This window comes from Nonomuraea guangzhouensis, from assembly GCF_019396345.1.
In the GTDB taxonomy this organism is placed as follows: Bacteria; Actinomycetota; Actinomycetes; order Streptosporangiales; family Streptosporangiaceae; genus Nonomuraea; species Nonomuraea guangzhouensis.
Map to the genome: position 1 here is coordinate 23151 of NZ_JAHKRM010000061.1, position 12917 is coordinate 36067.

The 12917-nt window shown below is 68.5% G+C and carries 3 protein-coding genes; 1 reads left to right on the forward strand and 2 read right to left on the reverse strand.

Translation table 11 applies throughout. From position 1 onward, the window contains the following. Nucleotides 1–97 precede the first annotated feature (97 nt). The gene (locus KME78_RS60790) at nt 98–5473 is read right to left on the reverse strand and encodes a tetratricopeptide repeat protein (protein WP_219539421.1); all 5376 of its coding nucleotides are present in this window, start codon (nt 5471–5473) and stop codon (nt 98–100) included. A 175-nt stretch (nt 5474–5648) separates the two neighbouring features. Then, nucleotides 5649–7094: an esterase/lipase family protein gene (locus tag KME78_RS60795; RefSeq protein WP_219539422.1), complete on the reverse strand. Its 1446-nt coding sequence runs from the start codon at nt 7092–7094 to the stop codon at nt 5649–5651. 288 nt (nt 7095–7382) lie between these two features. Between KME78_RS60795 and KME78_RS60800 the strand changes: the two genes are divergently transcribed. Beyond that, nucleotides 7383–12764, forward strand: a complete 5382-nt coding sequence (locus tag KME78_RS60800) for a tetratricopeptide repeat protein (protein WP_219539423.1) — start codon at nt 7383–7385, stop codon at nt 12762–12764. Nucleotides 12765–12917 lie beyond the last annotated feature (153 nt).

The following is a 12917-nucleotide window of genomic DNA, read 5'->3' on the forward strand; positions in this document are numbered from 1 at the left end:
CCATCAGACCCGGAGCGATTCACCTTCTCCGAGTGTGCGATCATGATGGGTGGCGGCCAGGTCCACCGAGATCAGCGCCACCCGGCGCCGCTGAGTCTTAATCAGCGGGCCGAGGTTCGAGTTCCTGGCGGCGCACCGAGATCGAGGATTCAGCGGCATGCGATGAACTTGTCGAGCGAGCCTCGATACGTGATGCGTCCAGGACGCTGGCCAGGCGGAGCAGAGTGGCGGCCGCCTCGGGTCGGCGACGCGCAAGGCGCCTGAGGCGGGCCGCGGCCGCGGTGAGGGTCAGCGCGTCTCCCTCCGTCGCGGCATCCGCCAGGAGTCGCTCAGCGCTATGGTCCTGCCAGCCGTCATCCGCGCGCAGAGCCGCGCATGTGGTGGCGATGTACCTGCCGACGAATGGCCGCCGGGCGATCGAGGGGGCGGCCAGCAGAAGGCCCTCGACCGTCTCCAGGTTGCCGACCTCCAGGGCGGTGAGGGCGCTGTCGGCGGCGATGTCCTCGTCCAAGACGACGTCGTAGACCTCGTCAAGGGGCGACTGGGCGGCCAATATCACAATCCCGAGATAGCGGGCGACCCGTGGGTCGTCCGCCCCGGCTTCCAGGAGTTCGCGGGTCGCGGGGTGGGCGGCGAGATCCGGATGGCGCCGGAGAAAATCCCGCGAAGCCGTCCAGGTCGGGGTCGCCAGCCAAGCTGAGAGGACGGCAGTGTGCCTTTCGCGCTCGGCCATATCCTCCAGTACCCACTCAAGGCCCCTGGTGTCGATCTCGGCCAGCAGGCGTCGTAGTTCGGATACATCCTCGACCTCAGGATTGAGGTCGTGCAACGCGTGGAGCGCGAGAAGCCACTCCGGCGACGAGAAGTCCTGATGCAGTGATTCAAGCATCATCCGGCGTCCGGCTGGCGCTTCTGCAATCCATCGCTCGGTCGCCTCGACGAGATCGGCGGGCATGAGGACCGTCGCCCAGTGGGGCAGCGCAGGAGTGGTGGGCTCAGGCAGTGCCGTGTTGGCGGAGGCCTGGGCGTCACCGGGATGACGGACCACTACCGGTCCCGCCGCCGCGTGTCGTACGGCACGGCGGGCGCGCCCCGCCCGCTGCGGGCTCCGCTCGGCGTCGGCCAGGCATGCGGCCCTGACGAGGTCGTCGAGGGCGCCAGCATTGTCACCACGAGTATGACGCCACCGCGCCCGTGCCGAGAGGATTTCCGCCTGCGCAGCTGGCCCGAGATCATAGATGGTGTCCTCGAAAGCGGCCAGCGCGTCCATAGGCGGCTCCAGGCGAGCGCGCAGGTCCGCCTGCTTAGTGACGCACGACACCAGGGCGGACAGGTAGACGTCGGGCGCTGCACGACACAACCGGTGACGCAGTGCGGCTGCTTCATCCATGGTGACCACGGCCTCCCGCCGCTTCCCCGAGGCCTCCTGGGCGCTGGACAGGTTCACCAGGGCCAATGCGAGGTCCGCCGACGAAGCGCCAGGATGTCGCGTTTCCCAGCGTCGATAAATTTCCACGGATTCGGTGGCGGTGGCGAGAGCCTCCTCCTGGTGGCCGACCGCCGTGCGGTGCACGGCGAGACTGGCCAGCGCCGAGGCCAGGGCCGCGCTGTGCACCTCGGGCCGTTCCGCAGCCATGACGCGGCGCAGCTCCACAACTTCGGCTGCCGTCTCCAATGCCTCGTAACGCAGCCCCGTCTGCGCCTGCAGAGCGGCGAGATTGTTCAGCGAGTTCGTCAGGCTCGCGACCTGTGCTGGATCAGCGTCGGCCAGGGCGCGGCTGAGCGCGACAGCCTCGATCAGAGCCGCCATCGCCTCCTCGTATCGTTCCAGATCCGCGTACGTGGTCGCGAGCGTGGTGAGCGCCATCGAGAGTCCCGAGCGTGCGTGTTCATCCGCGGGCGCGTCCGCGATCACTCGCCGCCAAAGCGAGGCGGCTTCGATGGCGGCTACCAGGGCCTCGTCAGAGGCTCTCGCATCGGTCTGGTAGGCGGCCAGGTTGTTCAGTGACATCGCCAGATCGGAGATGAATGCCGCCGGATCCGCCTGGGCCAGTTCGCGGTAGAGATTCACCCCTTGGCCGGCCGCCGCGAGGGCGGCCCGCCGGTCACCGAGGGCTGACTCGCGGTTGGCCAGGTTCACGGAGGCCGCAGCGAGGCCCGCGTTGAACGCGCCTGGGTTGGCCTGCGAGAGAGCGGCGTAGAGGGAAACTGCCTCTCTGGACACGTCAAGAGCCTCTTCCAGGACCCCGGACTGGGCGAGTTGGATACCGAGGTTGGTCAGTGCCATCCCCAGGTCGGCGCGGAACGCGTCCGCATTGCGCCGGACCAGCCTGCGAGCCAGTGTGACCGCCCGGCGCGCTGTCGCCAGCGCGCTTTGGTATCGAGCGGCCGCCGCCTGGTGATTGATGAGGTTGGTCAAGGCAGAAGCGAGCCTGGAATCGAAGGAGTGGGTGGCCGTGACCGCGATGCGTTCCCAGATCGTCACGCTCTCGTTGGCGCTGGCGAGGGCGTCGCCGCGCAGACCCAGGCCCCCTTGCTGAATCGCCAGATTGTTCAGAGCGATGGCCAGATCGGGCAGGAACGCGTCTGCGTTCTCCTCGACGAGGCGGCGTCTGAGGGTGACGGCCTCCTGCGCCGCGGAAAGGGCCTTCGGCGTCTGGCCGAGGTCGTTGTACCTGTTGGCGAGGGTGACCAGCGCAGTGGCCAGGTCTGGAACGAAGGCGGCGGGGTTGGTCCGCGCCAGGGCGCGACGAAGCGAGACGGCTTCGGCGGCGTTCGCCAGTCCTTCCCGCGACCGCCCGCTCTCCGCCTGCCGGACGGCGAGGTTCTCCAGGGACATGGCCAGATCGGGGGCGAAGGCCTGCGCGTCGGAAGACCAGAGCCGCCTCGTGATCGCGACGGCTTCGGCAGCCTGGGCGAGGGCTCTCTCGCGCTGGCCCATCTCGGCCTGGCGGACCGACAGGACCATGAGGGAGATGGCCAGCGCGGGGGTGAAGGCGCCGGGATCTGCCGTGGCGGCCTTCCTCTTGATTTCCACCGCCTCGGTGGCGCTGGCCAGAGCACCGTCCCGATCCCCCAGCGCGGCCTGCCGGACCGCGAGACTGTCCAGCGACGAGGCGATGGCGGCGTCTCGATCGACGGGGTGTCGCTCCGCAGGGGTCCCCCAGCCCGAACGGGCACACCGTCGCCGCAGCTTCACGGCTTGCGTGGCGCTCCGTAACGCCTCTTCGCGCTCGCCCATGGCGGCCTGCCGGATCGCCAGATTGTGGAGGGCCAGCGCGAGACTGGGGGTGAATGCCGCGGCGTCCACCTTGATCAGCTTCCGGTAGATGCCGACGCACCTGTGCATCGTCTCGCGCGCGTGCTCGCGCAGTCCGACCTGCCCCTGCCGGTTGGCGAGGGTGTTCAACGCGGCGGCGTAGTCCGGGGTGAAGCGAACTGAATCAAGCCTGGTCAGGTCCTCGAACATCTTGGCGGCCTTCGCGCTGGCTTCCAGCGCCTGCTCTCGCTGCTCGGTCGCGGCTTGGCGGACGGCCAGGTTCGCCAGTGCGGCTGCCTGGTCGGCGAGTATCTCGGGGTCGGCGGTGGTGCCGGAGAGGTCCGGTAGCGTGCGCCTCGCGGCGATGAGCGCGAGCCTGCGCAGCGTTCCGTGCTCGACGGGGATCATTCGCGCCAGTTCTGCCAGCGGCATCGTCGTGTCGTCGCGGTCGGCATGGCTTTCGAGCGCCGGCCCGAAGACGCCTCCCTGCGCCGAGGCCACGGCGTATGCCGGCCGCCACAGTGTCGGGCTCGCGGCCAGGGCGAGGCCGGCGAGCCGCGCCGCGGTATCCAGGTCGTGTTCGGAGGCTCGGGTCAGGGCAAGGCAGGCGTTGTGTTCCTCGTCTGCGGAGGCGGCCTGGAGACACCGGGCCAGGAGGTCTTTCTTGCCAGCGAAGAGCTGGAGCATGAGGTGGTCGGCGATTGGATCGGGACGGAGGGTGATCCGGCCTTCCTCTGGGTCCGGAGGCATCAGCGATTCCAGGGGGCCTGCGAGGGCGTCGCGCCACTTCTTCCGCCGTCTCAGCAGGGGAACGGCGCTCAGGGCGTCGCTGAGACGCGCCGGCTGTGGAGCGAGTAGTGACAGGCAGGCTCCCACTGCCTCCAGTGCGGGGCGCCCCAGCGTGAGGCCTGTGCGGGTCTGGATGGTCCTCGCCCAGTAGCGGATCTCCGCGTTCAGGACGGTCGTGTGCAGGGCACCGCGTGTAGCGGGGAGATCGGTGGAGCCGTTGGCGGCCAGCCAGGCAAGCATCACCAGGTCCAGAGTGGTCCAGGACCCAGTGGGTGTCTCCGGGGAGGTGGGGACGTCACGTCCCCCGCGCCGGGCGAACACCTTCGCCGCGTGCCGGAAGACGCCTTTGTCGTTGGGATGGCGTCTCTGCAGCTGGATCGGGTCATCTACATCCCAGCGTCGCTCTCCGTCACGCGTGGAGCGAAGGACTTCCTCCCACCATGGGCCCAGGGACCGGGCAGTCAGCAGCACTCTCGTCGCGTGTGGCCGGTCTGCCAGAGCCCTCAGTAGATCGGTTATGTTTCCCGGCTTTGCCGCCTCGGCGTAGTCCACGACGACCATCAGGGGTGATGCCAGGCTGCTGAGCCAGCGCAGGCCGACGGGGTCGGGTTCCCTGATGAGAAATCCGGCATACCAGGGGGCGGTCATGCGCTCTGCGAGTTCGGCTGCCAGGTGGGTTTTACCCGCGCCCCCCGCGCCGTGCACGACCGCCAGCTTCGGCCGCGGCGCGGCCGCTTCCGTTTCACACCAGTCGAGCAGGATGTCGAGTTCGTCGCGTCGGTAAAATGGGACCACGCCGTACCGGGCGCGGAGGTCCCGCAGAATGCTGCTCTCATCGCCGTGGTCGAAGTAGGCGGGTGCGAGGGGGTCCTTATCGATCCCTTCTGGTGGGGAGTGCGTGACCTCGGCCCGATGGGCGAGGCCGATGTCGACTAGCACGGCGGTGGGCTGCGCTCCCGAGACCAGGAGCCGCGCCCCGCGGGCCATCGCCTCCTCGAAAGCCGTGGGGGCGCCGCTCTCTCCTGCCGGTTGGCCGTCCTCGACGGCGGCCAGTGCCGACGCGTCCAGGGCGGCGAACTCCCCGGGAAGGTTCGGGGCGGTTCGGATGGCCCGGGCGATGCGCCGGGGAATGCCCGTATGGACTGTTGCGTCGAGAGGGTAGCCGGGCGCCGGTCCGCCGTCCCACTCGCCTCTCATCCACACGATGACCACGGCCGCCAGGTCGTCGTCCCTGCCGAACACGGCGATCAGGGGATGGACGCCCATGTCGAGGCAGGCGGCGGCGAACGTTACAGCCAGATCTAGCGAGCCGGCATGACCTGGACGCATCAACACCTGGTCGGGCGGACGGACGGTCACGAACCGGCCGCAGGAGTCGGACGGCACATATCGGACGCCGCACGCCAGCAAGACCTCGAAGAGCATTCTTACTCGACCGAGAATGGAGCCCGTCGCCGGTCCCGGCAGGGCGCCGTTCAGCGAAGAAGGGAGCGACGCAGGGACCGCGCCCAGCCGGATGTAGCGCGCGAGCGACTCTGGCGCACCATGAATGTCCCATTTGGGCCAGCCAGTCATGTGGAGTCTCTTCTCAGCGAGATCGTCAGATCGCCAGGACACTCAGCGTGTCCTCACAGACCAATACGTCAAAGACCGGAATGTTCACCACCTCCACCCTGACCTGGTAAACCCCCCTCGGGAGGGGGGAAAGGATCGCGCGCCATTGCCCGTCCTCCCAGCGCATGAGGTGGCTGGGCGTGGGCTCTTCCTCCCGGTCGAGCCGTTCGACGGTTACCCATGCCTGGGTCTCCTCGCCTGGCTCAGCACCGAAGATCTCGGCAATGACCGGCACCGGGTCGTCGGTGGTAAGGGTGTCATCGAGGTCGAGACCGAGCAACGGCTCCGCAGGCCTCTCATCACCGCGCACCGCGCGCATGGATGGCGCGGAGAGGTTTCGCAGGGCGTCAATGACGAAGGCGGCCCTGGTCATCATGCGATGACGTTCGGCCACCGGCAGCCACGTGCGTCGATCATCATCCAGCTCGATCGGGATGGTGCAGAGCGCGGGCACCGTACCGTCGCCGCGCCACTCGCCGTTGGGCAGCCAGCGAGGGTCCGGGGCTTTGCTGACGATGAGACGGCCGTGATCCAACACAGCCCGGCTGGGGGTGCGGTGCCCTCGGGCGAAAAGGACGTAGATCAGGGGCGCGGTTCCCTGCTCCCCCAGGGACGTCCACGCGTCCTCGATCTCTCTGTGCAGCGCGTACCCCTTTCGCACGCGGTCGCGACGCAGTTCACCCAGTACGGCGTCACCGAGATCGTGCGGGTAGAGCGCGTCGCGCATGACCTCCGGCGCGGCCGGGTCGCGCGGACGGGGAAGTATCGCCGGATAGCGAGGAAGGAGATCGTAGGTCGTCGGCCATTCTGCCAGGAGTTCCCCCGCTACGGGGAGCGCGACGGAGCCGACACGCACGCCGTTGACCAGCCAGTCCATCGCCTTGGGTGCTCCGCGGTGCGGAACGCCGAGACTGATCAGGGCGGCGCAGCAGTCGGCCCCTTTGAGAGGTCCCAGCCAATAGCGTGCCACCAGACCACCCATCGAATGGGCGATGACGATGACGCGTTTCCGGCGTTCGCCGGGGGTGAGCGAGGAGAGCACGCCGTCGACGCAGTCTTTCAGGCGAAGGGCGGCGTGGGCCACGCCGCGACGGAAGTCGTAGGGAAACAGCAGCACGTCCAGACCGGCGGGTGTGGCGTCGCCACGGTACACGCCGACCCGGGCGCTCACGAATCGACGCTGGATCCGGCGGACCAGCTCGCCGTACCCGCCCGCCAATGTCCAGGGGCCCACCGCTATCTTGTCGACGAGGCCCACCGGGACCAGTTCGGGTGTCTCCGCGAGGTTAAGGCGCTCGGACGCCGCCAAGAAGGAGACAAGGTCGATCGCGCCCGGATCCCAGCGCCACCCGGCATCCGGCGTTTCGAGAACGCTCCCGCCGAGCCCGGGCACGATAACGACCAAATGGCGCAATTGCTCCAGCGTCCTCACCACTCACACTTGTACCCATTTGTCTGTATAATCCGGATTAATGTGCCGCCTGCACGCCTCCGTGGCCATATTGATCCCGTACCTCACCACTGCTTCTGTTACCGACGGCCGTACGACGACATCCGCACTAGCGGGATAATGCCGAATATGGCATATGACTATTCGCAAGAACCCGGGGTGACGCCCACACATCCCCATAGTGAGGATGATAAACCCGCGAATGCCCCCGTCATTTCGGGTCGCAGACCACATGACCGTTGAGACCGGCAGCGGAAGAGCCGCGCGACGATGAGCGCGAACGACGACTGGCCGCTCTGGCCGCGAGACGAGCCGGCAGAGCTTGCGCGTTACGTCCAGACCGGCGTGTTCTCCCGGCTGCTCCCCTCCGAACTCGCCCGCGAACTGCCGGGGCCTTCTCGCGAGCCTCCATCGCGCCGGTTGGAACGCCTCTACCGGGTGTTCGAGGCGGCCGAAATCCGCTACACCCCCGAGCCCACGTCGGGCAGCCCCGAGAAACAGGCGATCCGCCCTCCCGACCAGGTGCTGGTGACTCATCGGCACGCCGACTGCCTCGACCTCGCCGTGACATTCGCTGGCGCCTGCCTGGACGCCGCCCTGCACCCGGTGATCGTGATACTCGACCCGGCCGGGCCGGGCCGGCCTCGGCACGCCATCGTCGTGGTGTGGCTCGGCGGCGACTGGCGAGGCGAACCTGACCCCAGCTACCCCCTTGCGGACGTCGTGACGGCGGTCGCACCACGCGCCATCACAAGCTCCCTGCGAACTTCGGCCGGAACTCCAGGCCGTTTCGCCGCCATCGACGTCGTCGCAGCCGCCAGTCTTCTCGGCGAAGCCGGCGAAGCCCCGCAGTCCGGCTTCGCCGCCGCCCTCGCAGGCGGCGAGCGCGCCATAAACGGCGACGCATGGATATGGGCCGTGGGCGTCGACATCGGTCGCGGCCACAACCCCGACCGCGCGCATCGTATGCTCGACGGCACCGGTCGCGACCCGCTCGTGGCCCCCTATCTCGACATGCGCCAGATGAGCGGCGAGGGTCCCTTGCGCCAGGTGAGGGCGCGTCACGGCGTGGTGGAGTTCCACCCACGTGACGAACTGGACCACCTGCTGGAGTGGTGCCACCAGCCAGCACCGGAACGACGGGTAAAGATGAGTGTCGTGCACGGCGTCGGCGGCGCCGGCAAAACCCACCTGGCCGCCGAACTTTGCCTGCGTCTCAGGACCCAGGGGTGGTACACCGGCTTCCTGCCCCGCGACCCCGACCCGGCCTCGCTACGGTGGCTGGGCGCGATGGTCTCTCCCGTCCTGGTCGTCGTCGACTACGCCGAGGCGGCACGGGCGGGCGACGTCATCGCTCTGGTTAAGGCCATGCGGCGAAAACCCGAGGGGGATGTCTGCATTCTGCTGATGGCTCGCGGACTCGGCGAATGGTGGGAGGACCATATCCTCGACCCGTTGCGCGCCGACGGCCTTCCGCACAAGCTGCTGGCCCCGATCCGGCTGCCGGACCGGCACCCCAACATGCGCGGCGTCTTCCGCTACGCCTGCAACGCCTTCACGACTTCCAACGCCGCCCTGACCGCCGAACCCCCGCAGCCGGAGACAGGCACCTGGACGACCCTCGATCTGGTGATGCTGGCGTGGCTGACCGCTCACGGCGTCACCTCGCTGCCCACCACACGGCAGGCTCTGCACCAGGAGATCCTGGGCAAGGAACTGGTGTACTGGCGCCGGACAATCCACAACCGGCTGAGCGTGCTCTTGCCCCGGAACGTGCTCACCGCGATCGGAGCGTGCGTCAGCCTGCTCGCGCCCTCCGCGAAGCGACTCGCCAACGTTATCGACCTGGTCAACGCCTGGCGCTGGAAAGAAGTGGACGTGCAGACTCTTGCCGGCGTTTTCCATGACCTGCTGCTTCCTGACCCCGATGACGGCACACTCGCTGTCCGGCCCGACCCCATGGCCGACTATCTCGTCCTCTCGACCTTCGGCACCGACATACCGCTGTTCCTTCGAAGCCTGGGGAAGGCGACCAAGGAGGAACAGGTCAACGCCCTGCTGACGCTGACTCGCGCGGCATGGGATGATCCGAACACGGCGGCACGACTGACCGACGCGGCGCTCAGACACGATTCCGCCCTGCTCCTACCGGCACTCGCCGTGGCGTCCATGCAAGGAGGCGTCCTCGCCGAGAGCCTGGCGCGCACGGCCGAGACCGCGCACGGAACCCAGGACCTAGAGGATCTGGAAGCCAGGACACCCCACCGGCACGGGTCGCTGCGGCGGTTCGGCCTGATAGCGGCCGAGCGCCTGTATGGCGGCCTGGCCGAGGACGAGACGGCTGAACGGCGTGCCACGGGGCTGAGGCGGCTGGCCCGGCGCGCCCTCGACTCAGGGCGGCGCGAGCAGGCCCTCCGGCATATCTCGGACGCCGTCGACCTCTACCGGCGACTGGCGGCTGACGGCTCCGACCACACCAGGGAACTGGCGTCGGCGCTGGACGATCTCGCCACCGCTCAGTCTGAGACCGGCCTGAGCCGCCAGGCCCTGGATAGCGCGCAAGAGGCCGTGGCCCTGCGCCGGCGCCTCATAGAACGGGCGGACCAGGACGACATGGCGTCCCTGCGTGGGCTGATCGCCTCGCTTAACGGCCTGGGCAACCAACAGAGCGAGCACGGGTTGCACGAGGACGCGCTGCGCACGATCAGTGAGGCGGCGAATCTGCAACGGGATCTCGCGGACGCCGACCCCACTCGGCTGCCGGACCTGGGTACCGTGCTCAACACGCTGTCCAGCTGTCAGGCGGCCCTTCTCCACGCTGAAGACGCGCTGCGCGCGAGCACCGAGGCCGTGGCCATCCACCGGCAGTTGGCGCGCGACAACCCGGCGACCTTCCTGCCCGCGCTCAGTGCCTCCCTCAATAACCTGGCCCTCCGACAGAGCCACACTGGAGACCTTCAGGGAGCGCTGGCCAGCAGCGCAGAGTGCCTGTCCATCCGTCGCCGGCTGGCCAACGACGACGTGGAGGCGTTCCGGAGCGACCTGGCCATCGCCCTGGACAACCACGCCGTCCGTCTCAAACTCGCCGGGCGATGGCAGGCGGCCGCCCATACGGCGAGTGAAGCCGTAGACACGTATCGGTGCCTGGCCGGACCGGAACCGGCAGCGTTCCAGTTCCGCCTTGCGGGTGCGCTGAACAACCTGGGCGCGATCCACGCCGAACTGGAGCATCTGGACACGGCCGCTGATGCGCTCGATGAAGCGACCGCCATTTACCGCGACCTGGCGGCATCCGAGCCGGCCGCGTTCGAAGCGGATCTCGGCATGGCACTGAACAACCTCGCGCTCGTACAGTCGGGCGGCGGCAACCTCCGCCAGGCCATCAGCACCATGGGAGAGGCCGTGCACCTGCGCCGCCGCCTGGCCGAGGAAACGCCGGCCCACCTCGATGGGCTGGCATCATCGCTGAGCAACCTGGCGAAACTCCAGTGCGACATCGGCGATCACCACGTGGCGCTGCGAACCGGTGCGGAGGCCACGGCCATCTACCGGCGGCTCACGGCGGCCAACTCCGGCTACTCGGCCGACCTGGCCGCTTCGCTGGGCAACCTCTCCGCCTACCACGCCCACCTCGGCGATCGCCCGCAGGCTCTCGAGCTGGCCCGGGAAGCTGTCCTGATCCGGCACCGCCTGGCGGAGACCGATCCGGCCACCCACCTTCCGGGCTTGGCCCAATCGCTCAACAACCTGGCCATGGAACAGGCGTCCATGGGCCTCAGGGAAGAGGCCCTGTCCACCGTTGAGAGCGTCGTCGACGTCCGCCGCGCCCTCGTCGCTCAGGACCCCGTACGTCACGAGCCAGCCCTGGCCTCCGCTCTGCTCAACCTGGCGATCAGACAAGCGGCCACTGGTCGATCGGATGCCGTCATCACCTCGCAGAAGGCGGTGGATATTTACCGGAAACTACGGGAAGGATCTCCTCACAGCTACGCTGACCAGCTGGCGCGCGCTCTGAACAACCTGTCAAACCGGCAGGCAGCGGCGGAAATGCATGAGGAGGCGCTGCGGTCCGCCAAGGAGGCCGTCCTCCTGCACCGCAGCCTGGCCGGCGACGACCCGGGCGCCGCGATGGACGATCTGGCAGGTGCGCTGAACAACCTCGCGATGCGCCAGGCAACCTCCGGATGGACCGAAGAGGCCCTGGGTAACGCCGCCGAGGCCGTGCGGATGTATCGGCGGCTCGCCGACGAGCGGCCGAGCGCACACACTCCGACTCTGGCGAAGGCTCTCGGCACCCTGGCCGAGGTCCACGCACAACGTGGCGACCTCATCCGTGCCGTAGCTTTCGGCCAGGAGTCAGCCGCTCTGCGACGAAGACTGGCAGAGGCGGAGCCGACGGCGTTCACTTCCGATCTCGTCGCCGCGCTGCACGACCTCGCAGGTCACCTGCTCGCCGCCGGTCGTCCTGCGCAGGCGGCCGACGATGCGCTGGAAGCCGTGCGGCTGTGCCATCGGCTCGCCCGAGGCGAGCCACAAGCATTCTTGTCCGATCTCGCGGCCTCACTATCCATCATGGAGAAAGCCCTCACAGCTCAAGGACGGAGGGCAGAGGGCGAGCATGCCTTCGAGGGGGTGCTCGCCACCCTGCCGACCGAGTACCAAGCCAGGCTGCTGGTGCTCCGCGCCCGCGGCCGCCTGCGCGACGGGCTGCCCCGGGAGTCGGTGGCCGACCTCGAAAGGGCTGTGGCTTACGCCTCCACCGAAAACGACCCCTCTCGCGCCGCCCAGACATATCGGCGGATCCGCGCCCTCGCACAAGTCCTCCTGGCTGCCGACGGCGCTCCGGCGGATCTGGCGAACCGCCTGCCGGGCTGGGCGGTTGTGCCTGTGCCCGTCCCCGTGCGTGAGGTGCTCGAACACTGGTCAGACGCGGGCGGTGACGAACGAGAACGCCTGCTCCGTGCCCATCACGCGCGGCTCAGCGGCCACGAGGCCGACCAGGCCCTGCGCGCCGTCGAGATCCTCTGCCCCGACGACCCCGCGCCAGGGCAACTGAGGCCCCTGCTCGCCGCAATCGCTGACCAAGGACTGGAAGCGGCGCTGGCAGACGACCGCGCCGCGCGCCGACACCAAACCGATCTGGCCGGCTGGCTCGCAACGGCCACATGGACGGAGTCGTTCGACCATCTACGTGCCCACCCCGGTCTCCTCGGTGACCCGCGTACCATCGCAGTCCTCCAAGTCCGCTCAGCGGACCCTGCCATCGCTCAGCACCTCGCCATCGTGCGCCTGTGCGCGCGGTACAAGCACGCTGAGGTGTACGACATCGTCACCGACCCCACCATTGCCACGCACCGTGCGCTCCAGGCGGCTGAGATCTTCGACGCCGCTCTACTGGACGATGTCCTCACCGCGGCCCCGGACCTGGCCGAACTGTCCTACGTCGCGCCCTACCTGCAAGCACTGAAGGGACTGCTCGACGGGAACTCCGAGGGGATCACTGAGGCGCTGGGGGACGCCGCTGTCCAAGGCACGGCCATACAGCGTGCGTCCGGAGCGGCCAGGTTGCGTCGCATGGCCGATCAGCGACCGGACGCGTCCTCCGCATTGCTTCAGGCGGCGAAGACGCTGGCTGCCGATCCCGTGGACTGAGCGGACTACTGCCAGCCGTGACACTAAGTGGGTGTTCTGTGAGCGTTCGTCAGGTCTGAGTCTGGGCAGCGCTATCTATTCGTGAGAGCTCGGTTGGGGCAGCGCGAAGAGGCCCGGTTCGGGTTCGACGACGATGCCCCGGGCGACCATGCG